General features: G+C 57.4%; 25 protein-coding genes. 19 read left to right on the top strand and 6 right to left on the bottom strand.

Features of this window, described 5'->3' with window-relative positions:
• The first annotated feature begins 93 nt into the window (after window positions 1-93).
• The 8 genes from FIV05_RS28595 to FIV05_RS28560 all read left to right on the top strand — a co-directional run bounded on the left by FIV05_RS28595 (window position 94) and on the right by FIV05_RS28560 (window position 5,897).
• Window positions 94-996 (top strand): sugar ABC transporter permease, encoded by a 903-nt coding sequence (locus FIV05_RS28595; RefSeq protein WP_023001537.1) that lies wholly within the window; start codon window positions 94-96, stop codon window positions 994-996.
• Window positions 997-1,007: 11 nt separating this feature from the next.
• Window positions 1,008-1,823, top strand: coding sequence for a carbohydrate ABC transporter permease (locus FIV05_RS28590; protein ID WP_152512176.1), 816 nt, complete (start codon window positions 1,008-1,010; stop codon window positions 1,821-1,823).
• Window positions 1,820-2,896, top strand: coding sequence for a sn-glycerol-3-phosphate ABC transporter ATP-binding protein UgpC (ugpC, locus tag FIV05_RS28585; RefSeq protein WP_152512177.1), 1,077 nt, complete (start codon window positions 1,820-1,822; stop codon window positions 2,894-2,896). The genes FIV05_RS28590 and ugpC overlap by 4 nt, the downstream gene beginning before the upstream one ends.
• Before the next feature lie 578 nt (window positions 2,897-3,474).
• A complete protein-coding gene (locus FIV05_RS28580; RefSeq protein WP_152512178.1) occupies window positions 3,475-4,092 on the top strand; it encodes a DsbA family oxidoreductase in 618 nt (205 codons plus the stop codon).
• A 64-nt stretch (window positions 4,093-4,156) separates the two neighbouring features.
• Window positions 4,157-4,477, top strand: coding sequence for a multidrug efflux SMR transporter (locus tag FIV05_RS28575; RefSeq protein WP_152507773.1), 321 nt, complete (start codon window positions 4,157-4,159; stop codon window positions 4,475-4,477).
• Between the two features lie 59 nt (window positions 4,478-4,536).
• The gene (locus FIV05_RS28570) at window positions 4,537-4,908 is read left to right on the top strand and encodes a multidrug efflux SMR transporter (protein WP_152512179.1); all 372 of its coding nucleotides are present in this window, start codon (window positions 4,537-4,539) and stop codon (window positions 4,906-4,908) included.
• Window positions 4,908-5,396 (top strand): nucleoside deaminase, encoded by a 489-nt coding sequence (locus FIV05_RS28565; protein ID WP_173014034.1) that lies wholly within the window; start codon window positions 4,908-4,910, stop codon window positions 5,394-5,396. Before FIV05_RS28570 ends, FIV05_RS28565 begins: the two co-directional genes overlap by 1 nt.
• Before the next feature lie 81 nt (window positions 5,397-5,477).
• Complete coding sequence (locus FIV05_RS28560) at window positions 5,478-5,897, top strand: MarR family transcriptional regulator (protein ID WP_152512180.1); 420 nt, start codon at window positions 5,478-5,480, stop codon at window positions 5,895-5,897.
• Window positions 5,898-5,926: 29 nt separating this feature from the next.
• Here the strand turns inward: FIV05_RS28560 and FIV05_RS28555 are convergent, their stop codons facing one another.
• Window positions 5,927-6,841 carry a LysR family transcriptional regulator gene (locus FIV05_RS28555; protein ID WP_152512181.1) on the bottom strand — a complete coding sequence of 305 codons (915 nt, stop codon included), beginning with the start codon at window positions 6,839-6,841 and terminating at the stop codon, window positions 5,927-5,929.
• A 102-nt stretch (window positions 6,842-6,943) separates the two neighbouring features.
• Between FIV05_RS28555 and wrbA the strand changes: the two genes are divergently transcribed.
• The 6 genes from wrbA to FIV05_RS28525 all read left to right on the top strand — a co-directional run bounded on the left by wrbA (window position 6,944) and on the right by FIV05_RS28525 (window position 12,279).
• Complete coding sequence (gene wrbA, locus FIV05_RS28550; protein WP_152512182.1) at window positions 6,944-7,573, top strand: NAD(P)H:quinone oxidoreductase; 630 nt, start codon at window positions 6,944-6,946, stop codon at window positions 7,571-7,573.
• Window positions 7,570-8,772 (top strand): MFS transporter, encoded by a 1,203-nt coding sequence (locus FIV05_RS28545; RefSeq protein WP_152512183.1) that lies wholly within the window; start codon window positions 7,570-7,572, stop codon window positions 8,770-8,772. The genes wrbA and FIV05_RS28545 overlap by 4 nt, the downstream gene beginning before the upstream one ends.
• Before the next feature lie 4 nt (window positions 8,773-8,776).
• Window positions 8,777-9,406 (top strand): LysE family translocator, encoded by a 630-nt coding sequence (locus FIV05_RS28540; RefSeq protein ID WP_152512184.1) that lies wholly within the window; start codon window positions 8,777-8,779, stop codon window positions 9,404-9,406.
• 116 nt (window positions 9,407-9,522) lie between these two features.
• Window positions 9,523-9,951 (top strand): carboxymuconolactone decarboxylase family protein, encoded by a 429-nt coding sequence (locus FIV05_RS28535; RefSeq protein ID WP_286202337.1) that lies wholly within the window; start codon window positions 9,523-9,525, stop codon window positions 9,949-9,951.
• 1 nt (window position 9,952) lies between these two features.
• A complete protein-coding gene (locus tag FIV05_RS28530) occupies window positions 9,953-10,843 on the top strand; it encodes a sigma-70 family RNA polymerase sigma factor (protein WP_152512186.1) in 891 nt (296 codons plus the stop codon).
• Complete coding sequence (locus FIV05_RS28525; RefSeq protein ID WP_152512187.1) at window positions 10,840-12,279, top strand: MFS transporter; 1,440 nt, start codon at window positions 10,840-10,842, stop codon at window positions 12,277-12,279. Before FIV05_RS28530 ends, FIV05_RS28525 begins: the two co-directional genes overlap by 4 nt.
• Window positions 12,280-12,643: 364 nt before the next feature.
• Here the strand turns inward: FIV05_RS28525 and FIV05_RS28520 are convergent, their stop codons facing one another.
• Together FIV05_RS28520 and FIV05_RS28515 are read right to left on the bottom strand one after the other, a co-directional pair.
• Complete coding sequence (locus FIV05_RS28520; RefSeq protein ID WP_152512188.1) at window positions 12,644-12,976, bottom strand: VOC family protein; 333 nt, start codon at window positions 12,974-12,976, stop codon at window positions 12,644-12,646.
• 27 nt (window positions 12,977-13,003) lie between these two features.
• Window positions 13,004-13,450, bottom strand: coding sequence for an SRPBCC family protein (locus tag FIV05_RS28515; RefSeq protein ID WP_075281832.1), 447 nt, complete (start codon window positions 13,448-13,450; stop codon window positions 13,004-13,006).
• A gap of 49 nt (window positions 13,451-13,499) precedes the next feature.
• Here FIV05_RS28515 and FIV05_RS28510 point away from each other — a divergent pair, with 49 nt between their 5' ends.
• From FIV05_RS28510 to FIV05_RS28500, 3 genes are all read left to right on the top strand, one after another.
• Window positions 13,500-13,877, top strand: a complete 378-nt coding sequence (locus tag FIV05_RS28510; protein WP_152512189.1) for a metalloregulator ArsR/SmtB family transcription factor — start codon at window positions 13,500-13,502, stop codon at window positions 13,875-13,877.
• A gap of 834 nt (window positions 13,878-14,711) precedes the next feature.
• Window positions 14,712-15,053, top strand: a complete 342-nt coding sequence (locus tag FIV05_RS28505) for a GNAT family N-acetyltransferase (RefSeq protein ID WP_173014023.1) — start codon at window positions 14,712-14,714, stop codon at window positions 15,051-15,053.
• A gap of 163 nt (window positions 15,054-15,216) precedes the next feature.
• Complete coding sequence (locus FIV05_RS28500) at window positions 15,217-16,395, top strand: PAS domain-containing protein (protein ID WP_081713180.1); 1,179 nt, start codon at window positions 15,217-15,219, stop codon at window positions 16,393-16,395.
• Between the two features lie 68 nt (window positions 16,396-16,463).
• Here FIV05_RS28500 and FIV05_RS28495 read toward each other — a convergent pair whose 3' ends face one another.
• Window positions 16,464-17,378, bottom strand: coding sequence for a PhzF family phenazine biosynthesis protein (locus tag FIV05_RS28495; RefSeq protein WP_152512191.1), 915 nt, complete (start codon window positions 17,376-17,378; stop codon window positions 16,464-16,466).
• A gap of 85 nt (window positions 17,379-17,463) precedes the next feature.
• Between FIV05_RS28495 and FIV05_RS28490 the strand changes: the two genes are divergently transcribed.
• Both FIV05_RS28490 and FIV05_RS28485 read left to right on the top strand, forming a co-directional pair.
• Entirely contained in the window at window positions 17,464-18,396 is a 933-nt protein-coding gene (locus FIV05_RS28490) for a LysR family transcriptional regulator (protein WP_152512192.1), read from the top strand.
• A gap of 290 nt (window positions 18,397-18,686) precedes the next feature.
• Window positions 18,687-19,169: a GNAT family N-acetyltransferase gene (locus tag FIV05_RS28485; RefSeq protein WP_152512193.1), complete on the top strand. Its 483-nt coding sequence runs from the start codon at window positions 18,687-18,689 to the stop codon at window positions 19,167-19,169.
• A gap of 43 nt (window positions 19,170-19,212) precedes the next feature.
• On the opposite strand, the gene FIV05_RS28480 is transcribed toward FIV05_RS28485, so the two are convergent.
• The gene (locus FIV05_RS28480) at window positions 19,213-19,956 is read right to left on the bottom strand and encodes a response regulator transcription factor (RefSeq protein ID WP_023001516.1); all 744 of its coding nucleotides are present in this window, start codon (window positions 19,954-19,956) and stop codon (window positions 19,213-19,215) included.
• Window positions 19,953-21,221 (bottom strand): ATP-binding protein, encoded by a 1,269-nt coding sequence (locus FIV05_RS28475; RefSeq protein ID WP_286202338.1) that lies wholly within the window; start codon window positions 21,219-21,221, stop codon window positions 19,953-19,955. The genes FIV05_RS28480 and FIV05_RS28475 overlap by 4 nt, the downstream gene beginning before the upstream one ends.
• Window positions 21,222-21,417 lie beyond the last annotated feature (196 nt).

The following is a 21,417-nucleotide window of genomic DNA, read 5'->3' as shown; positions in this document are numbered from 1 at the left end:
CGATGTTCGCCCTGCCTTGGGGTGTGTGCTCGCGAGCCGTCCGACCGGACGGGAGCGCACACCCTTTTTCATCCGCCATGGAGGAGGAGACGGATGCTCAACTTTACCAGACCGTTCCGGGACGGGGCCGGTTTCGACACGATCCTCGTGACGCTGGCGCTCGGGTACCTGGTTCTGTTTTCGGGTTTTCCGCTCGTTTACAACCTCGTCATGTCGTTTCAGGAAGTGGACCTGTTTTCACTCGGATCCTTCGACAGGCCCTATGTCGGTCTCGACAATTACGTTGATGTGCTGTCACGTCCCGAAGCTTGGGGCATCTTCCTCAATACCGTGAAATTCGTCGGCATCTCGGTCGCAGCGCAATTGTCCATCGGATTTGCTCTGGCAATGTTCTTTCAGCAGAATTTTCCGGGAAGCACCTGGTTGCGCGGGTTGTTCCTGGCAGGCTGGATCATGCCGGCTCTTGTTGTCGGCGCTGTCTGGAGCTGGATTCTGGCAGGGGATTTTGGCGTTCTCAACCATGTCCTGTTGTCTCTCGGCCTGACCGGTGAGCGTATCTTCTGGCTGTCCGACCCGAATGTGGCGCTTTATTCGGTCATCCTCGCCAACATCTGGCTGGGGGTTCCGTTCAACATGATCCTGTTGTCCGTCGGACTGGCGGGAATTCCGGAGGATATCTACGAAGCCGCCGAAATGGACGGTGCGAATGCCATTCAACGGTTTTTCACCATCACCTTGCCAATGATGCGCGCCCAGCTCGGAGCAGTGATCTCACTGGGCGTCATTTTCACCCTTCAGCAGTTCGACCTGTTTGCAGCCCTCACGCAGGGCGGTCCGTCGAATGCTTCAAACGTCTTCCAGTACTGGAGCTGGCAATTGTCGTTTCAGTACTACGAGATTGGCGTCGGTTCGGTGATCTCGGTTCTGATGATCCTGTTCGTGATTTTCGTTGCCGCGGTCTACGTGCGGTCCACGCGCCACGAACAGCTAGCTTGAGGCGTCGAGCGATGATGAAAAAATATGGCCTGACCGCGATCGCGCTCTGTCTGGTGAGCCTTTACCTCTTCCCGCTTTACTGGATGTACATCACGGCCCTGAAAAGCGGCACGGAAATCTTCGCCAATCCGCCGACCTTCTGGCCGGAAAATCCGCAATGGATGGTTGGCGAAGTCTGGACGCGCCTGAAGATGGACGTCTACCTCTGGAACTCGCTTCTGATTGCCACGGGGGTGACGATTATCGTCGCCATCTGCGGCACGGGCTGTGCCTATGTTCTCTCTCGCATCCGCAACCGCTGGATGGACGTGGTGCTCTTCATCGTTCTGATGATGCAGGTCTTGCCATCATCCTTGATGATCACGCCGATTTTCGTTGCCTTCAATCAGGTTGGCCTCAACGAGGTGCCAAGAACATCGGTGATACTGGCGCAGGCGGCGAAGGTTCTGCCGCTCTATATCGTGCTGTGCCGGGCAACCTTTCTGCAGGTTCCAAGGGAGCTGGAAGAAGCCGCGCTGGTCGACGGCAACTCGCGAATAGGTGCCTTCCTGTCCATCATCGTCCCGCTTGCAAGAAACGGCATTCTGGTGACGTCGGTGCTCATCTTCCTGCAGTCCTTCGGGGAATATGTCTATTCGCGCTCCCTGATCACGCAGCGGGCGCTACAGCCGGCGACTGTCGGTCTGCAGTCCTTCATGGGCCCCAACACGTCCGACTGGTCCGGTGTGATGACCTACTCCGCGATCTACGTGACGCCGGTTCTCATCATATTTGTGTTGCTGCAACGCCAGATCGTCAGCGGCCTGACCTCCGGAGCCCTCAAATGAGCTATCAGATCGAGCTGGAAAACATACAGAAATATTATGGCGCCTATCACGCGCTCCGCGACGTTTGCCTGCAGATCCCCAAAGGACAATTCGTTGCTCTGGTCGGGCCTTCGGGATGCGGCAAGTCCACCTTGTTGCGCACCATCGCCGGACTGGAAAAAATCACCAGCGGCACGATGCGGATCGCGGGAGATGCGGTCAATGATAAGGCACCACGCGAGCGGGACCTTGCGATGGTGTTCCAGTCCTATGCCCTTTATCCGCACATGACCGTTCGCCAGAATCTGACCTATTCCATGCGGCTCCGGAGACGCCCCAAGTCCGAAATCGACAAGGCGGTGGAGGAAATAGCCCGCGTGACCGGGTTGGGCGAACTTCTCGACAGATATCCGCGGCAACTCTCCGGTGGACAGCGTCAGCGCGTCGCCATGGGCCGGGCCATCATCCGCAACCCGAAGGCTTTCCTGTTCGACGAACCGCTTTCCAATCTGGATGCGGCCCTCCGGGTGCACATGCGCTCCGAAATCCGGCAACTTCACAATCGCCTCGGTGCGACGTCCGTTTATGTGACCCACGACCAGATCGAGGCGATGACAATGGCCGATCAGGTGGTGGTCATGCGAAGCGGGGTCATCGAACAGAAAGGCGCGCCACTCGACCTTTACGACAGGCCAGTGAACAAGTTCGTTGCAGGATTTATCGGCTCCCCGGCGATGAATTTTGTCGATGGAATCGTTGCGGAGGGGGGCAAGAGTGTTGGTCTTGCTCTTCCCGGGACACCGGAGATCGCATTTGAGGGACTGCAACTGCCCGGTCAGAAGGTAACGGTCGGACTGCGGCCGGAACACCTGATGGTCGGGCAGGGGGACTCGGGAAATGAAATGACGCTTCCGGTATCGCTCGTTGAGAGAACGGGAGCAGTCTCCTACGTGCTCACCGATACGGATCCCGGGCTCCTGATTACCGCTCCGGTTCGTGTTGAAGATGGCGTTCGGTCGGTCTCCGTTTCGATCAAACCGGAACACATCCACCTGTTTGACAGGGAAACAGGCAACGCCCTCTTGCACGCGTGATATCCCAGCCGTCCAATTGAGTGTCTGCGGATCGGAAACTCCTGGCAAAGGGGCTCCTGTCCGCTGGCGACTGTTGTGAATATCGATATTGCGGCGGCTTGGAAAATGATCATTTAAACTGATCATTCTGATAGAAATTATATCACTTAGATAAAACGCTTGATCGGTGCTGCTTCAGGATCACCCAGTGACCTGAAGTGTTGCAGCGTTAACGACCAAGGCTAAATTGCTCTTCCATTCCTTTTGCGTTCCCAATGAGGGATGGCGCCGCCGCAGGGCTCCGGCCTTGCAGGCATTTCCGTCGCGTTGTTTGCCCCGCGGATTGAGCCTTTGAGCAAAATCCCTTTGTAACAACTTTTGGCGAACCACCGCGACTGCGAAACCTCTCAAGGGTTGCCAGTCACCAACGCCCGTTGGCAGTGCCGCACGGTCGCTCCGTGAGGCTTTGGCAGCGGCAACAAGAAGAGATTTTTCACTCGCAAGGCAAAAATAAACATGCATGCGCATGCAAATATATTGACGATAGCGAAGTTCTAATTATATTGCATGCACATACAAATAAAGTGAAAGCCCACCTGATGAGTGCCGTTACAGTTTACACCGACTACGTCTGTCCCTTTTGCCTGCTCGCGGAAAAGGTCGTGACGACGGCGATCGGTGACAGGAAGATCCCGATATCCTGGCGGGCCCATGAATTGCGGCCCGACCCGGTGCCGACGCTGAGGCCCGAGGATCCTTACCTTCCGGCGATCTGGAACCGGTCGGTTTATCCGCTTGCGGAAAGCCTTCAGGTGCCAATCAAGCTGCCGTCGATTTCGCCTCAGCCACGCACCAACAAGGCTTTCGAGCTGCTGGCTCTGGCGCAGGATCGGGGACTGGATCATCCGTATTCGATGCGGATTTTGCGCGCCTTCTTCCAGGAGGATAGCAACATCGGCGATCCCGAGGTTCTTGTCGCATTGGCTGCGGAAGCGGGGATCGATCCGGATGAAGCCCGGCAGGCTCTCGAAACCGGGGCCTACCGCGCACGTCACCGTGAAGCACTGCGCCATGCCCGCGAAGACATGGCAATCACGTCGGTTCCCACGATCGTGGTCGGTGATCAGATTTTCCGGGGAGTTCCCCCGCTGGACGAATTGCTTCAGGCAATCGACCGGCTGGAAAGCGCCCCCGGCAATAGCGGCCGCTCCCGGTAATCGACGCGGCCAGGTCGAAAGGCATCCGCCTTCACACACTCTCAATCTACAAAAGGAATATGCAATGAGCTGGGTTTATCTCGGAATCGCCGTGATCTTTGAGATCGCGGTCGCAATAAGTGCCGGAAATGCAAAAGGGTTCACACGGTTCGGGTGGACCGTCGCAACCCTCGTGAGCGGTGCTATCGCCACCTTCTTCCTGAGCCTTGCGCTCCTCACCTTCGATGTCGGTGTCGGGTACGCAATCTGGACCTCCGTCTCAGGTGTCGGGATCGTCGTCCTGGGGGCGCTGTTCTTTGGTCAGCAGCTCAACTGGAAGAAAGGCCTCGGCATCGCCTTCGTCATCGGCGGCGTTGTCGGCCTGCGCCTGAGTGGTGCTGCCTGAGCAACTGAAACACGAAGTATCTCCTCCAATTCTCTTCTGATCAAAAGGAACAGCAAATCATGGATACGCTACAGAAAACCCAGGGCAATGGCGGTGCATGGGGCATGCTGATGCTCGCCAGCGCGTTCGAAATCGGCTATGCGCTCAGCGTCGGCGGCAGTCAGGCATTCACCATTCCGAGCTGGTCGATTGCCGCCGTCGTTTTCTTCCTGCTCACGCTTTACTTCCTCAGTGCCGCGCTGCGAACCATCGACGTGGGGATCGGCTATGCGGTGTGGGCAGGCATCGGCTCGGTCGGGGCCGCCGTCTTCGGCAGCATCTTGCTCGACCAGCCGTTGACGCTGATCCAGGCAGTCTGGCTTGGTATCATTATCGCAGGTGTCGTCTGGTTGAAGCTGGCCGACAGCCCGAAGCTTGCGGAAACAGCATGATGGGGACGGATCGTTCAGAATGCCTCGACCAGCTCATGGAGGTGGCGGTCGCCTTCTCCGTGGATCATGTCCACAAAGGCGGCATTCCCTTCACCGCACTTGTCGTTGACGGAAATGGCACAATAATCGGGCGCGGTGTCAACCGCGTTCGGGATCATCATGATCCGACCGCGCATGCGGAAGTCGACGCGATCCGCGACGCTTCCCGCACGCTTAAAACTCCACATCTGCATGGGGCCATTCTGCTTGCGTCAGGAGAACCTTGCGCGATGTGTTACATGAGCGCGCTTTATGCAGGCATCTCGCAGGTGTTCTTTGCCGCCGATCGTGATGAAGTGGCAAGGCACGGCTTCGATTATCGAGGTTCCTATCGGCTGTTTGCCAGAGATCCGTTGGCCTGGCAGTCGCCTCGCGTGGCGAAGCTGGCCGTCCCCAAAGCTATGCGGCCTTTCCAGAACTTTGCTGCGATGAGCCGCATTTCCGACTAACGGCAGTTACTTGTTTCTGCGCTTGCATGAGCATACAAATGTTCAGCGCAAGCGTAGAACACTCGAAGGTCCAGATTGATCATGTCCAATAGCAGTGGTTCGTGGCTCAGGCTGATCCACGCGGTCGCCAATGTCGAAGCAGACCTCGCAAAAGTCCTGCAAGACCGGCATGGCCTTGGTCTGTCGGATTATCGCGCACTCGAGATCCTCTCCAAATCGCCCAGTTCCGAATTGCGAATGCAGGAACTGGCCACCCATCTGCAGCTGAACCAGAGTTCCGTATCACGCATGGTCGAGCGTCTGGAGCGGGGTGGCTTCACGGTTCGTGATCTTTGTCCGGACGACAAGCGAGGCGTCTATACCGTCCTCACCGACAAGGGACGTGCACATTTTGAAAGCGCGCAGCCCGATTACGAGAACGCACTGGAAAATGCCCTCAAGGAGCACGGCGGGGCCGAGTTGCTTCTTGCACGATTTGGAAATGAGGAAGACGTGGTCTGAGAGGTTTCCGGCCGTTCCTATCTCCAGGTTCACGTGCCGCCCGAGTTCAGGCTGATCAAGGCATCAGCAAGATGTCTTGCCGCCGGCCCCATCGTTTCATCCAGACGATGGGCAACATAGGCTTGCGCCGCAACTTCACCGTTACGGCCAAGTGCGCTCACGTTAAGCCTGACCAACCGTCCCTGCTCGAGATCACGTTCTACAAGCCACAGAGGCAGCCGACCCCAGCCAAGCCCGCCAAGGATGAGGTTGTACTTGGCATCCTGCGTGTTCACTCGGCAGGATTGCGGCGATAACACGCCAAAGTCACGTCCGGCCGATATCTGGGAGGGGTCCGTCAAGACAATCTGAAGATGATCTGCAAGGTCCAGGGCTTCCAGTGCCCTGGCACCCTTGTCCTTGGCAAGTGGATGCTCTGCAGCCACCAACGCGACCTGGATGATGGAGGTCAGCGCGTCGAACTTGATACGTGGATCCCGAAAATCTTCGCCAACCATCACGGCCAGTGCGCAACTCTTCTGCCTCAAAGCCTCAAGTGGGCCGCCCAGGGGTTCGACCTGAACACGAACCGAGACCGAGGGAAAGCTCTCCCGCATTTGCGAAATTGCTGTTCCGACTTTCTGCAATGGATAAAGGGTGTCCACTGCGATCCCGAGTTCGGTTTCCACACCCGCCGCAAATCCGCGCGCTTTGGCCCGCAGCACATCTACGCGCAGGAGAATGTCTCTTGCGCTGCCAAGCAGCATCTGGCCTTGCCGCGTCAAAACCGGTCGGTGTCCAGAGCGGTCGAACAATTCGACGCCAAGCTGTGCTTCAAGATTGGCGATCGCGACGCTTACGCCGGATTGGACCCTCGACAAGGACTGTGCGGCTGCCCGGAAGCTTCCGCTGTCTGCGATGGCTACAAATGTTCGCATCTGATCGAGCGTCAGCGCGTCTAGCATGATCACCTCAATTGATCGTTTTGATGCAAATTATATCACTTAGATTGACTAATCAAAGAAGGCATTTTGCCGGCGTTCCATGAACCGAAGCGAGGTGCAACCATGGCCAGGATACTGGTACTTTATTATTCGTCTTACGGTCACATCGAGACAATGGCGATGGCGGTCGCCGACGGTGCGCGCCAGGCTGGCGCCACTGCCGATGTGAAGCGTGTTCCTGAACTTGTCCCGGATGCGGTTGCCAGCAAGTCCGGCTACAAGGTCGACCAGCAGGCGCCGGTCGCCATGGTGTCCGAGCTTGCCAACTACGACGCCATCATCATTGGTACGCCGACACGTTTCGGCACCATGTCTTCCCAGATGAAGAACTTCCTCGATCAGACGGGAGGTCTCTGGTTTGAAGACAAGCTGGTTGGCATGGTTGGCAGCGTCTTTACCTCTACAGGCAGCCAGCATGGTGGTCAGGAAACCACCATTCAGTCGACACAGACTGTCCTTTTCCATCTTGGGATGATGATCGTCGGTCTGCCCTACAGCTTCAAGGGACAGATGCGGATGGACGAGATTACCGGTTGTTCTCCTTACGGCGCGTCCACGCTGGCTGATGATGGCAATGGCGGTGATCGCCAACCAAGTGAAAACGAACTGGAAGGCGCCCGTTTTCAGGGGCGGCACGTTGCCGAGATTGCTATGGCCCTGGCCCTTGGCCGACAGGTGAGAGTGGCCGAATGACAGCCTCTGCTCTGACAGTTGAGCCGTCGTCCACCCGGTGGTCGGCGGTGCTCCTGATCGTCTGCGCCGGTATCGTTACGGCGTTGCAGGTTGGAAAAGCGGCCATTGCCGCGCCACTGCTGCAATCAGATCTGGGAATTGGCCTGGCGGCCATCGGCTGGTTGACGGGGATCTTTGCAGTTCTCGGGCTCGCGGGTGGAATCCCGACAGGCGCGCTTGTCGCCAGTTTCGGTGGCAGGCGTCTTTTGATCATGGGATTGTTGACGACAGTGTTTGGGGCCGGCTTCGGAGCGGTGGTTTCAGGCTTGTCCGGGCTCTTGCTTGCCCGCGTCGTCGAGGGCGCTGGTTTCCTCCTGGTGACAGTTGCGGCTCCCTCGATCCTGAGCCAAGTCGCTAAACCCTCCGACCGTGATGTGGCCTTTGCCCTTTGGAGTTGCTTCATGCCTGTCGGCATGGCGATCGCGATGCTGACCGGTCCCATGTTCGATGACTGGCGGACGATATGGTGGGCGAGCTGCCTGCTCACCCTGATCATCTGCCTGCTTGTGCCACTGATGGTTCCGGTCGATGACGAACATCGCCCCTGGTCGTGGCGCAAGCTGAAAACCGATACGATGTCCGTGTTTCACGCCAGGGTGCCGGTCGCTCTTGCTGGCATGTTGGCTCTTTACAGTCTGATGTTTTTTGCGTTGTTCAGCTTCCTGCCGGTGTTGCTGATGGAGCAAATGGATGTCTCCCACCAGACTGCGGGACTGTTGAGCGCGCTTGCGTCCGCAGTGAATGTTTTAGGAAATCTTGCGGCGGGTCTTCTGCTGTCCCGTGGTGTCAGTCGTGCGGTGTTGCTCGCCGGTGCCAGCATAACCATGGGCGTGGTCAGTTTCGGCATATTTTTGCCCCTGCTGCCCGCTGCCGCGACTTTTGCTCTGTGCATGCTGTTCTCGGCCGTTGGTGGGCTGATCCCGGCAACGATCCTGTCTTCCGCTCCGATTGTTGCTCCAACAGCGGGTCTGGTTCCGGTGGTCCTTGGATTGATCATTCAAGGCAACAACCTGGGACAAATCCTTGGTCCGACGGCCGTCGGCAGCGCTATCGAGCGTTTTGGCTGGAGTTCTGCAGCATACGCCGTTGCCGGAGCGGCCCTGGTTGCAACCGCCCTCGTGGCGGCATTCGGAAAACGCATCAAGCAAATGCCGGAGTAAAGTTGTGGTCACGCTCACCAATCTCACGGCATTCGCTCTGGTCTCGTTCGGCATGGTGATCACGCCAGGGCCAAACATGATCTATCTCATCAGCCGATCCATCTTGCAGGGACGTGCAGCCGGCTTCATCTCGTTGTTCGGCGTTCTTGCGGGATTTGTATTTTACATGCTGTGCGCGGCCTTCGGCGTGACGGCACTGATCTTTGCCGTTCCGTTTGCCTTCGGGGTCATTCAGATCGCAGGTGCCGCGTATCTGCTCTATCTGGCCTGGCGCGCTATCCAGCCGGGTGCCGGTTCGGTTTTTCAGCCGCAAACCGATCTTCCGCTCGATCCTCCGCGGCGTCTTTTCATGATGGGCTTTCTGACCAATCTCCTCAATCCGAAGATTGCCCTTCTGTACCTGTCGTTGTTACCGCAGTTTCTAGATCTGAGCGGCGGACATTTGCTGGCGCAGAGCGTGTTGCTCGGCAGTGTCCAGATCATGATCAGCTTTGCCGTAAATTCACTGATTGTACTGGCCTCGGCCTCTGTTGCGGCATGGTTTGCCATGAGGCCCGGTTGGCTTAAAGCACAGCGATGGGTCATGGCTTCGGTTCTGGCCGGACTGGCCTTGAGCGTTGTCAGCGCGCGTTGATTGAGGCCCGTCTCAACACTCGTTGTCTGGCAACACGTGTCTTTTCCCCGGGGAGCACGTCACAAAGACGCGGTGAAGATCGTCATAGGCATAGAACCTTTTGAATGGAGCAAACCATGACGACGAAACCTGTCAATCACTACAAGAATGTTCCGAACGTATTTGCCTCTCTGGAGGCGGTCCATGGCGCGATCGATGAGCATGGCCTTGAGCGCATGTTGCACCACCTGGTGCAATTGCGTGCGTCCCAGATCAACGCCTGTGCCTATTGCGTCAAGATGCACACCAGGGAAGCCCGCGATGATGGCGAGACCAACGAACGGCTCGATCGTCTCGCGGTCTGGGAACATGTGAACGATTTCACACCGAAAGAACGTGCCGCGCTTGCCTGGACCGAAGCCTTGACGGACATCGACCGGAAAACCGACTACGGGCCTCTGCGTGCCAACTTGCGTGAGCATTTCAGCGAAGCCGGGATCAGTGCTCTGACCGCGACGATTGCGATGATCAATCTCTGGAATCGCATTCAGGTTTCTGCGCACTGACATGGAGCCGACCGACATCTGCCTTTTCGAAAGCCGCCGGCCGTTTCTCACCGGATTGGCCTACCGCATTCTCGGCTCGCTGGCAGAGGCCGAGGATGCGGTCCAGGACACCTACCTGAAATGGCAGGCGGGTGAGCACGAAGCCATTGCCAACCCGGCAGCCTGGTTGACCGCAACTTGTACACGCCGCTGCATCGACATGTTGCGATCAGCGCGCCTGTCACGTGTTGACTACGTCGGTGCATGGCTGCCGGAACCGGTTCACACGATGACCGAAATAAACGCGGAGGAGGTCGTTGAACTTTCCTCCACCCTTTCGCTCGCCTTCATGCTGGTTCTGGAACGGCTCGCTCCCAAGGAAAGGGCTGCATATCTTCTGCGAGAGATTTTCGACCAGTCCTATGAAGACGTCGCGGCTGCCTTGAACGTTACCGAAGCGGCCTGCCGCAAGCTTGTCTCGCGGGCGCGCATTCGTGTCGGCCGTGAAGAGGCAGGTGCCGTTGTTCCCAAGGAGCGCCAGGACATGCTGCTGACAGCTTTCCAGGCCGCAATCACAACAGGCCGCACGGGGCAACTTGCCACCCTCATGAGGGAAGACATCGAGCTGCGCGCTGATGGTGGCGGGAAGGTGCTTGCATTGCTGCACCCTCTGTCCGGCAAGGAGGGTGTGTTGTCGTTCCTCGGCGACACCCTCAAGTCTTCCTGGACCGGCTACAGGTGGCAACACATCGATATCAATGGAACGCGAGGAGCACTCGTCTTTGACGGGGTGGTGCTTGCTGCGTCAATCAGCTTCGCCTGGGACGTCCAGGGGCGCCTCTGCAGCATCTACATCATGCGCAATCCGGACAAACTGGCCCGGCTCGACGGCTCCGAAAGGACGATACAATGACCGACATCCGCGCCGCATCTCATTCTCCTGGTTGGGCCGACCTGCTTTCCGGCAGCAATCTCGTGCGTTCGCTTGCGCTCAGCGGTGGTGTCGCGCTGCATGCGCTCAATCTCTATATTTCCACCACCATCTTGCCCTCGGTTGTGCGGGAAATCGGCGGTTTTGATTATTACGCCTGGAACACGACCCTGTTCGTGGTCGCGTCTATCCTTGGAGCAGCGCTGTCCTCGCATATTCTCGCACTAACCGGTCCGCGGGGCGGCTATGGTGTTGCTGCGCTCATCTTCATTGCCGGCACGGCCATCTGCGCCAGTGCCAACACGATGCAAATCATGCTTGCCGGCCGGTTCGTGCAGGGTTTCGGCGGAGGAGTACTGTTGGCGTTGGCCTATGCAATGGTACGCCGCGTTTACCCGGAGCCATTGTGGCCACGGGCAATGGCGCTCCTGTCGAGCATGTGGGGGATCGCGACACTGCTCGGACCTGCAGTTGGTGGTGTGTTCGCAGAACTCGGCTTGTGGCGCGGTGCATTCGTTGTCCTGATACCTGCTGCGGTGGGTATTGCTCTTTCGGCCAGCTTTGTCCTGCCGCGTGACAATGAAGAGCGCAAGAGCGTGGATCCGCTTCCGGTCGCACAGCTTGCCCTTCTGACACTCGCCGTCTTTGCCGCTTCCTGGGGTGGTGTCGGCAAACACATGACGTCGACTGTCATTGGATTGATGACAGCCCTCGTTCTGACTGGTCTGGTTGTTGTGGCGGAACGCGGTTCGAAGCGGAAGCTGTTACCGGGCGGTGTCTTCAGACTTCCAAGCGCTCTCGGGAGTCTTTATGCGACATCGGCACTTTTGGCAGTGACCGTCACTTGTACGGAAATTTTCCTGCCGCTCTTTCTCCAGGAACTTCACGGCCGCTCGCCTCTGCAGGCGGGCTACATCGCAGCCATCATGTCTGCGGGATGGACGGCTGCGGCCATTGTTGCATCCGGATTTCAGGCCGGCCGACGCACCATGGCGGTGCGCATGGGGCCGATGCTTTCTCTGGCTTCGATGGGTATCCTCGTTGCAGTGATGCCCTGGACGGGAGCCGAAGGCGATTGGTTGCCTCTGAGCTTGATCTGCACTGCCCTTTTGATCGGGGGAGCCGGTGTCGGTCTTGCCTATCCGCATCTGTCGGCGATGGTCCTGAGTGTTGCACCTCCAGCGGAAGCGGACAATGCGGCGTCATCAATCATGACGGTTCAGCTTTGCGCAACCGCCTTCGGGGCCGCGCTTGCCGGTCTGTCGGTCAACCTGGCTGGCGCAGCCACGCAAACCGAAGGCATGGATGTTGCGAATGCGGCTCGTTGGCTGTTCGTCACCGTGGCAATAGCACCTGGACTGTGTTTGCTCGTGATGAAAGGCGTGTCGTTCAGGCAAGCAGTCGAGAAATCCCTGTAGGGCTCACAGAATTTGACCTGCAAATTTGCGCTGAAACTGCATTTTCCGGTGCGATCTACCCGTCTAACAGTCACGGAGAAACAACCATGCGGCTGGAGGAAATTGAATACCTTGAACCGGATATGGTTCTGTTCACCCGGTTGCATTCGAGCGCTTTTGTGATGAGGTTGAGCGTCCCGGCGGCTCCATGGCGCGTTTGCCTGGCGCAATGACACCCGCTCGCCAGGTCCTGATCAGACTTCCTGTGTGCCAAGGCAAACACGACGTGACAAACAAACGGCAAGATTTCTGCGTATTTCATTTGATGACAAAAGGCCACGCCGCAAGGCCATACAAAGTGACCTGAGAGACGTGGCCAGAATGATCAGGAACCTTTCCGAAGCAATATGACGGTTCCTGCCGGATCGCATGTCCAATGGCCGGTGACATCGGTCAGCGGCTCCAGTTCATCGCGTTTGGGAGATCCCAAAGCTGCCAGGGCATTGGTGGGATCCTCATCGAACAGTTCTATCCAGACGTCCGTCTGGCTTTGATGCGGCACGCGGTCGATCCACAATGTCATGGGGCCAAACGAGAAGCCGGTGCTGTCCTTGAGTTCACGCGTCACCTGCAATCCGATCTTGTCCCGGTAGAAGGCTACGGTTTCGTCCCACCGATACAGCGGCACCTTGATCGCGATGTTCTTGCCCGGTTCCATTTCCAATTCCCTTTCGATGCGTGTTGCCTACTTGTAAAATCCGTCGCGTAGCCTGATGCCGTTTTCGAGCCAGACCTTCATGGCGCAGAGCATGCCCGTCCAGCCTTCGCAGTTGCCGAGACAGGACTTCAGACCCGTTTCGGTCCCGGGCCAGCCAAATTCGTTGATGCGGACATAGGTGCGTCCGTCTTCCAGCTCCTGAAACGTGATGGTCACGGTGGTCCAGGTGCGGGCGTCATCTCCTGCCTCCCACTGCAGAACGACCTTTTCGTTCGGCACCACCTCCTGCACCAGAACAGGGAATGCACCGGGAAAGTCATGAAAGTCCCAGGTCACCTCCGCACCTGCTTCGATGCGGCCTCGAGCTCCTCCGGTCGTGAAGAATTCCGAAAGCTGTGCCGGGTCGACGACAGCCTCAAACACCTCCGCGACGGGTTTTGAAATCCTCCCGCCTACTGTGAATTTCAGTTCCATGGACCTGTTCCTTGTTGCCTTGCGAGCTATTATGTTATAAAAATATAACATGTCAACAGATGATCAGGATGACGCGCTTTTCAAGGCGCTTGGCCACAGGGCGCGCAGGCGCATGCTTGACCTTTTGAAGAAGGGTCCGCTGACCACAGGCCACCTTTGCGAGGCGCTGCCGCAGATAGACCGCTGCACAGTCATGCAGCATCTGAAGGTTCTGGAAAAAGCCGGGCTGGTGGTGGTCGAACGCCGCGGGCGGGAACGGTGGAACCACCTTGACGCGCTACCAATTCAAGCGGTTCACGAGCGCTGGATCGGTCCCTACGCTGCCTACGCAGCGAATATGTTGGGTGCTCTCAAGAAGAGCGTTGAACAGAGTGAGGAAACTGAGGTGCCCGCAGAAGCGGAAAGTGACGACACCTCACATTCCTGAAGATTGTGGAAGTGTCGTTTGAAGCGGAGAGTTTGCCGCGGATGTTCTCATGCAAGCGTGAACTCCTGCCGGCGGGGCAATCATCCGCAGCCGGGCGCGCTTTGCACCCAGGTATCTTCCGCGCTTCTCGACAAACAGCAGATCCTGGTTTCGGGATGGCATTGGTCCATCCCGAACAATTCGATTTTGGTATCGATGAGGTATAGCGGGAACGCTCTTCCGAGCGCCTGAATCCAGTAATCAATTTCCAGAGAATTAAGATCGTTACATGACTTGCAATAGCTGGAAAGTGAGTATCCTTTTTCCTGCAAGTCTTCGAGCGTTGTGCAGCTGCTTGTTTCCAATGGCTCAAGAATTCTTATGTTTAAAGACATTTTTGGCACACCGTTTTTATTGTCGTAAGCAGCTTCAAGGGCGGTGTTCTTGGTTTTGGGCGATGGGAGCACTTGAAACTTGCATCTTTTTTACCGGTGATTGGGAACGTTCTCAATTCGTGGGAGTACTTAAGTATTATTTGAAAGGGGTGTGGCCCTCCCAGGGTTCGGGCAACCGGAAATCATGGCACGATTTTTACGTATTTAGTCCTGGAACCCGATTGCTTCCCAGACGGGGTTTCCGCCACATCTGCGGGCCAACATTGAACGCGGAACTTCAAATGCCCCCAGTTTCAAAACAGGCCTTCGTTGCCAAACGCCCTTACAGAATTGCCGTGGGCATGCTGCGAGCTGGGCAATGATGGTTCGGACCGCGCGGTTGGAGGATACCCCGCAACTTCTCCGGTTGATCCGAGATCATGCGCAGTATGAGGGCGGGAGAGCCACTATCGACAAGTGCGTGTTGGAACGACTGCTTCAGGTCGAGGAGCCGCCGGTTCGGATCCTTGTCGCTGAATCAGATCAGATCGCGGGATATGCCGCGTTGACGACGGACTATTCGCTCTGGTCCGGAGCGCGCTACGGGCATCTCGACTGCCTTTTCGTTGCGAAGGAATATCGCGGCAGGGGCGTCGGCCAGATACTGTTCCTGAAGGTGCGTGAAGAAGCGCACGCTGCCGGGTGCGTTCGGCTTGAATGGCAGACGCCGGACTGGAACTGTCAGGCAGCTGAGTTCTACAGAAGAAAGGGTGCTGAATGTTTGTCGAAAACCCGCTTTATCCTGCAACTTGACGCAGGGTAGAAGGAGGTTGAACTGACAGCGTGGTCGAACCGGATTAAATCTTCACGAATGCAGATCTTTCTCAATTAAATAGACCCGGTTTAGAAATGCGGATTCAGGCTTTTTTCAGCTTTGACGTGCTCAATACTGGGGTGCAAGTTGGCGCTAATCACGAAGACGCAGCATGTCTACAGAAGTCAACATTCTCATTCGATCCATGCGTCAGCTGGTTCCCAATCCGGAAACAAGCGCGATTCTGACTGCGATGGGTGTTTCCTACTGGGCTTACGATCCGGTTGCGGAAGAGTTGTGCTGGCAAAGGTCGGATCCGACCTCTGTCAGAGGTTATCGCCTTGCAAAGCTGTCCATTCAAAGAGCACTTCAGTACTACATCCAGCGTGACAGAACCCGCTTCCTAAAGGTGATTTCCAATGCGGTGGAACACGGTCTGTCGCAGACGACACGTGTCACCATGAAAACGGATGGCGGTCACAAGTCCTACGACCTGGTGGCTTCTCGCATTTCCGGCAAACCGGCGTTTCTGATCATAGGGCTGATGAAGGAGTGTGCGCCGGAAGCGCCGGTCAACGCGGAATTGCCGGACATTCTGCAAAACCTGTCCAACGTCTTTATCTCGAACGCCAGTGCTGTCCTCATTACGGACAACAAGGGGGTGGTTCAGTCGGCCAATCGCCAGTTTCTGAAGCTGTTCGGCATAAGTAACGCCAAACAGGTTGTCGGCCGAGATGCAAGAACGATCCCCAATTACATAGGCAAGAAGCTCGCCGGCTCATTTGCCGAGATGTTACGAAGCCGCCTTGCGTCCAAGGGAACGCTCAAGCTGCCTCAGACAGTAGGCGATCCTGTTGAAGTTCTTTACGATCTGCATCCGATGGCACTCGATGATCCGAACGGCGGTATCATCTTTGCAGGGGAACTTGCTGCCAATTCAGTAGAAATATCTGCCAATGAAGTTCTGGATGCGGTTCCAACCCCAATTCTGGTTGCCGATCTGGATACTCGCCGCATCAAATACGCCAACAAGGCCGGGCGCGGCGAGTTGGGGTTGTCCGCAAAACAAATAGGAACCGAACGGCTATCCGACACGCTCATGAGCGCGAATGACGTTCGTGATCTGACCCTTGTTCTCGACAAGGTCGGCTGGGACGCTGGCCGTGTGTGGCAGGTTCAAAGTCACATCGGACTCAAGAGGCACTACCGAATTCGCACCTGTTTCATCGGCAAACAGTCTTCGCGGCAGATCGTGCTCGAGTTTCTGCCTGTCCGGCTTGAAAAGGACAAACCCGGCAACGAAAAAGCCCAGAATTTCTTCTCTCGCCTGCTGGACATGAGCTTCAACTGATCCTGTCATCACTGTACATCGCTGGAGGCCCACCAGCGCAGACCTCCAGGCTTTTGAGTTTCATGCCGTCAGATCGTGACGGTCATTTCCTCCATGACGGATCCATAACCACCCGCCATCAGGCCGGTAATCCTGCCATCTTCAAGGTCAAGATCCACGGTAATGACACTGGGGGAAGCCGGGGTCATGAAGTGGCCCTGTTCAATGACGAACCGTGATTTCCTTTCGTGAAGCAGGTCGTGCAGCACACAGGCGAGGGGGCCAGCCGCCATGCCAGTGGCGGATTCCTCGTCAATTGCATAGCGCGGTGCGAACATGCGGGTGGTGGCATCGGCCTGCGTGGCGTTTCGATCGGTCGTGAAAACGTAGTAGCCGATCAGGTCAAGCTTGTTGCTGATGTCATTGATCCTCGACTGGTCTGGCACGAGCTGCTTCAGGACGTCTGCATCGCGTACAGCGACGACGACGAAACTGTTGCCCGTGTTCACGAGGACAGGGCGCAGGCGTTCATCCAGCTGGTCTGCCTTCAGACCGAGCGAAGCCAGCACGTCGGCTTCGCTGACACCGCGCTCGGCCCAGGCTGGGCTCCGTTCATAAGACGGGGCAAGCTGTTCCATGTATGCCGCACCGTTCTTGATGACGATCTTGCGCGGACCATCGACGGTTTCCTTTGAAGTGGCACCCTCCCGAACCCGGCCCAGTTCTGCCATATAGCTGAAGGTCGCTATCGTTGCATGGCCACAATGGGCTATCCGCCTGTTTGGCGTGAAGAAGTCCAGCTTGAACCCTTCTTTCGCTGATTTAGACACGAAGGCTGTCTCTGAGAGTCCGATCTTTCCCGCAACGGTCAACATGTCTGCTTCCGACAAGCCGTCGGCATCAAGGATGACGCCGGCCGGATTTCCGCCAAAGGCTTCCGAACCGTTCCGGCGCGTAACGAACCCGTTCACGATGCGGGCGACAATTTCTTTCGTTTCACTCATTCCGTGCACCTCTCAATCATTAACTGGACACAAGAATGATGTCGTCGTATTGCTGGTTCAATGCCTGAATACATGAGTGAATTTCATGAATGAGCGAGACGAACTGCAAAACCGTCTTTTGCTGAACGCACAGCTGCTGCACGCTATTGCAGAAGAGGGGAACTTCTCCCGGGCAGCTGTCGCGGTCGGGCTGGAGCAGTCGGCGGTCAGCCATCGCATCAAGTCTCTGGAGGCCGCGCTCGGAATTCGGCTTTTCGAGCGAACGACCCGGCGCATCGTTCCGACGGAAGCGGGACGGATCGTTTGTGACGCCGCGCAGCGCTGTCAGGAGATCTGGGGCAGTGCACTGTCGCGGATAGCGGATGTGAAGACGTCCAGGACCATACGTCTGTCCGTGTCGTCCTCCGTTGCCATGAAATGGATCGTTCCAGCGCTGCAGCGCGCGCAGGAGGCCGGTCTTGACCTTGTGGTCGATGTGGAAGACAGGCTTGTCGACCTTCACGCCGGTGAGGCCCAGGCGGCGATCCGCTACGGGACCGGCCCTTATCCGGGGTTCCACGCCGAAGCGCTCATGACTGCGCAACTTGTGCCCGTTGCGCGGCCCGGCTTGTTGAAGGGGCAAATGGTTCCCGGCAAGGGAACACCGGCTCTGCTTGCAGACAGGTCCGGGGGGACAGACGGAACGGGCTTCAGCTGGACCGACTATTTCAAGGGCCGCAACTGGCCCGAGCCACCTTCAAGACCAGTGGCTTCCTTTGCCAGAGCCGACCTCGCGATCCAGGCCGCCATCAGTGGCATGGGGGTCGCGCTCGGCAGGACACTACTGATCGAAAACGACATCGAGGCAGGGTTTCTGGAAGTCGTCGGTAAGCCGGTCGCCTCGAAGGCAAAATACTGGCTGGTAACGACGGCTGCCTATGCAGACACGGAGGGATATCGCGATCTGCGGGCCTGGATCGGCAGTGAAATCGAGATCGCACGCGACCAGAACCGAAGGCTGCTTGCCGTCCAGCCATGAACAGTCATTGGTTCCGTACGCGGCCTTTCAAGCGTCACCAGGAGCCTTGAGCCACTGGATCACAAGGTCAAGTTTGACCTGGTCGGAAAGACCGAGGTACTCGAAGTTCGACCTGGTCAGGAAACGCAGGGCTAAATTATCCAGAACATGATTGCAGTGGCGAAGGCCGCTTTGTTGACTGCTCGCGGCTGATGGATCAAACGGATGGCCTGCTGCTTCACGCAGAGGCCATCACGTTACCAGTGCGCTGGTTCACGCCCTCCGCCAACCTCGAAAGATCCACTGGACCCATGACTGACAAGACCTACCAGATCAGGGCATTTGAGCCAGGCGACGGTGATGCCCTTGCCGCCATCTATCAAGGCGCGGTCGATCAGATTGCCAGGGCCGACTACTCAGAAATCCAGCGGTCTGCCTGGCTCTCCATTGCACCGACGGGTGATGTCATGGAAACGGCCTATGGGGATGGAAGGCTCGCGCTTGTGGCGGTAGATCACGAAGCGCGGGTCATCGGATTTTCCGACCTCGAAGAGGATGGTCATATCCAGTTCCTCTACGTTGATCCAGGTGCGGCCGGCCGTGGTGTTGGTTCAAGCCTGATCAGGGCGCTTGAAGGCGCGGCAAGGCAACGGGGTCTGGGCCGCCTTTATTCGGAGGCAAGCGAGACGGCACTGCCGGTATTTTTGAAGCAGGGCTTTGAACGTCTGCATCGTCGCGACCTGAAGATCGGCGATGTCGACATACATAATTACAGCATCGAGAAGCGACTTTGACGGATCTGGATGCCGGGTGGTTTGTGGCGATCGGGCCGAAGCGTCAACGGGCCTTTTCGATCTGCTCGGTATGACTGTCCAGCCACTTCTGCAGGTCGCGCTCGGCACTTTCCAGGCTTTCGGCGTTTATGGCACGCAGGTTCAAGGCGCGTGTAATGGCACGTGTCCGCTTGTTGATCGCAAAATCGGCAGGTACCGTTTCGAGATTGTCCACGCCCAGCTTGTCGTAAAGCGAGAGCAGGCGGTTCTGGACGGTGCGAAGCGACAGTCCCTGCCGAACGGCAATGACCTTGTCCGATAGGCCGAGAGCCATGTCCAGAAGAACGGCATATTCGCTGTCCGTAAGCGTGTCATGTGTCCGGATGTGGCGCTGCTGAACCCGGTGGATTTCCTGGTCCACCACGATCTGGGACTCCAGAAAAACACCGCGCAGTGCCAGGTGAAGCCGCTCCTGAGTTGCCGTCTTCAAAACATATCCGTAGGAGGTTTCCTGAGGCACGATCCGGGCTATGCCGCGCAGGTACGCCTCGTCCGAATAGTTCGACCAGAACAGGATGCGGGTCTGGGGGCGTTCGCGCCAGATCGTCCGGGCAGCATCAATGCCGTTGCGTTCCTTCATCTGAAGATCCATCACCACCGACTGGATGGAATGCCTGCGCGCCAACTGCTCGCCTTCCAGGCCGTTGGTCGCGTGGAAGATGTCCTCGACGTCCGGCAAGGCCAGTTGCAGGGCTTCGCTGAGATACCCGGCATGAAATTGATCGTCTTCTACCAGAAGCACCTTCATGCCAGCTCTTCCTCACCCGTCTGTGGTGCGGTTTCCTGGCACGGGGCGCAGGTCATCGGCAGTTTCACCGTGATGGTCGTGCCTTCCTTACTCGACATGCCGAAGTCCGCGGCGATCAGCCTTGCCCGTGTGCGCATATGGGCAATGCCTCCTGTTGCCTTGCTGGTGTGCCGGCCGAGACGTGAACCGGGAAGCCCCTTGCCATTGTCCCTGATTGTCATTTGCAGTCCGGATTTCACCCGCTTCACGGAGACGCTTATCTGGTCGGCTCCGGAGTGGCGAGCGGCATTGTTTATGGCTTCCTGGGCGATGCGAAACAGGGCAATCCGGATGGTCGGGTCCAGGGTATCGATCAGGCCGTCCGTCTCGTCCGCAGCTTCAAGCATGGTGGACGAAACGTCCTCCACCGCGCGCTCCAGATGTATTCGCAAGGCGTGGGCAAAGCCGAACAGGTCCAGGATCGTTGGTACGGCGGTGTCGATGATCCGGCGAAGGTCGCCGATGCAGTGCTGAATGCTGCCGATCACCCGGGCCTTGTCGGAGGCCGTATCCATCTTCTCGACATCGCGCATGATCCGGGTCAGATCGGCAAGGGTCTGGTCATGCAGATCCATGCCGATGCGCTGGCGTTCCTGTTCCAGAACCCGGGTCAGTTCCAGTGCGCCTTGCCGCAGGCCTTCTTCGCGAGCCTGGGCTTCCGCGCGGACGACGGCTGCGCGCTTGGCCTTTTCGTTCGCGCGAAGGGAATAGAAATAGGGGGCAAGCACATCGGCAATCTGCCTGACGCGCACAACTGTTGCCTCGTCATAGATGTCCGCTGTGCAGGAGGAACAGTTCAGCGCGCCGATGGTGCGGCCAAGCACCTTCATCGCAACATTTACCCGGCTGCGCAGCTTGTGCTTGATGATCGGTTGGGCCAGCGCACCCTCATAGGTGTAGCGCTCGTCTTCCATGGCGTTGCCGGTGAGCATGTAATCCGTCTCGCCGAGCAGAATGCTGCGAACGGGCGAGATGGCGACAGGCGTGCGTGACAGGCTCCAGCGCGTCTTGATTCCGACTTCGTAACTGGTGTTCCAGGTAACCTTGTCGTCCACCAGGCAGACGTCGAGGTGATCGATCGGAAGCAGGTTCTCGATCTCGGCCTTCACCGATCTCAGGGCGGCCCGGATTTCGACCTGGCCGGCCAGATGACTGGAAATGCGCAAGAGAGAGACGAGAGCCGTCGGCTCTGACACCTCCTGGTTTTCATTGGCTCCCTGTCGCATGGCAACAACAAGCTCCTCCCGTTTATTGCGTGCCAGTGTGCGGTACAGGGCTTGCGTCGGCAACCCATCTGTTGGGCGCTCCAGTGCATCATGGTTGCGGGTTCCCGCAACCGTGATGCGTTTCTTCCGCTTTACGCATTTCCTTAACGTCAGCAATCTGAGCTCGGGATGCGTTGGGAGAACCGTGTCCCGTTAT

Origin of the sequence: Labrenzia sp. THAF191a (assembly GCF_009363335.1) — a bacterium.
Taxonomy (GTDB): domain Bacteria; phylum Pseudomonadota; class Alphaproteobacteria; order Rhizobiales; family Stappiaceae; genus Roseibium; species Roseibium algicola.
This window is presented reverse-complemented; position numbering and strand designations above follow the sequence as displayed.

Bases quoted from the DNA above. Each gene is read 5' to 3' on its own strand.
- FIV05_RS28595 (WP_023001537.1), top strand. From the start codon at position 94: ATGCTCAACTTTACCAGACCGTTCCGGGACGGGGCCGGTTTCGACACG.
- FIV05_RS28590 (WP_152512176.1), top strand. From the start codon at position 1,008: ATGATGAAAAAATATGGCCTGACCGCGATCGCGCTCTGTCTGGTGAGC.
- ugpC (WP_152512177.1), top strand. From the start codon at position 1,820: ATGAGCTATCAGATCGAGCTGGAAAACATACAGAAATATTATGGCGCC.
- FIV05_RS28580 (WP_152512178.1), top strand. From the start codon at position 3,475: ATGAGTGCCGTTACAGTTTACACCGACTACGTCTGTCCCTTTTGCCTG.
- FIV05_RS28575 (WP_152507773.1), top strand. From the start codon at position 4,157: ATGAGCTGGGTTTATCTCGGAATCGCCGTGATCTTTGAGATCGCGGTC.
- FIV05_RS28570 (WP_152512179.1), top strand. From the start codon at position 4,537: ATGGATACGCTACAGAAAACCCAGGGCAATGGCGGTGCATGGGGCATG.
- FIV05_RS28565 (WP_173014034.1), top strand. From the start codon at position 4,908: ATGGGGACGGATCGTTCAGAATGCCTCGACCAGCTCATGGAGGTGGCG.
- FIV05_RS28560 (WP_152512180.1), top strand. From the start codon at position 5,478: ATGTCCAATAGCAGTGGTTCGTGGCTCAGGCTGATCCACGCGGTCGCC.
- FIV05_RS28555 (WP_152512181.1), bottom strand. From the start codon at position 6,841: ATGCTAGACGCGCTGACGCTCGATCAGATGCGAACATTTGTAGCCATC.
- wrbA (WP_152512182.1), top strand. From the start codon at position 6,944: ATGGCCAGGATACTGGTACTTTATTATTCGTCTTACGGTCACATCGAG.
- FIV05_RS28545 (WP_152512183.1), top strand. From the start codon at position 7,570: ATGACAGCCTCTGCTCTGACAGTTGAGCCGTCGTCCACCCGGTGGTCG.
- FIV05_RS28535 (WP_286202337.1), top strand. From the start codon at position 9,523: ATGACGACGAAACCTGTCAATCACTACAAGAATGTTCCGAACGTATTT.
- FIV05_RS28530 (WP_152512186.1), top strand. From the start codon at position 9,953: ATGGAGCCGACCGACATCTGCCTTTTCGAAAGCCGCCGGCCGTTTCTC.
- FIV05_RS28525 (WP_152512187.1), top strand. From the start codon at position 10,840: ATGACCGACATCCGCGCCGCATCTCATTCTCCTGGTTGGGCCGACCTG.
- FIV05_RS28520 (WP_152512188.1), bottom strand. From the start codon at position 12,976: ATGGAACCGGGCAAGAACATCGCGATCAAGGTGCCGCTGTATCGGTGG.
- FIV05_RS28515 (WP_075281832.1), bottom strand. From the start codon at position 13,450: ATGGAACTGAAATTCACAGTAGGCGGGAGGATTTCAAAACCCGTCGCG.
- FIV05_RS28510 (WP_152512189.1), top strand. From the start codon at position 13,500: ATGTCAACAGATGATCAGGATGACGCGCTTTTCAAGGCGCTTGGCCAC.
- FIV05_RS28500 (WP_081713180.1), top strand. From the start codon at position 15,217: ATGTCTACAGAAGTCAACATTCTCATTCGATCCATGCGTCAGCTGGTT.
- FIV05_RS28495 (WP_152512191.1), bottom strand. From the start codon at position 17,378: ATGAGTGAAACGAAAGAAATTGTCGCCCGCATCGTGAACGGGTTCGTT.
- FIV05_RS28490 (WP_152512192.1), top strand. From the start codon at position 17,464: ATGAATGAGCGAGACGAACTGCAAAACCGTCTTTTGCTGAACGCACAG.
- FIV05_RS28485 (WP_152512193.1), top strand. From the start codon at position 18,687: ATGACTGACAAGACCTACCAGATCAGGGCATTTGAGCCAGGCGACGGT.
- FIV05_RS28480 (WP_023001516.1), bottom strand. From the start codon at position 19,956: ATGAAGGTGCTTCTGGTAGAAGACGATCAATTTCATGCCGGGTATCTC.
- FIV05_RS28475 (WP_286202338.1), bottom strand. From the start codon at position 21,221: ATGCGACAGGGAGCCAATGAAAACCAGGAGGTGTCAGAGCCGACGGCT.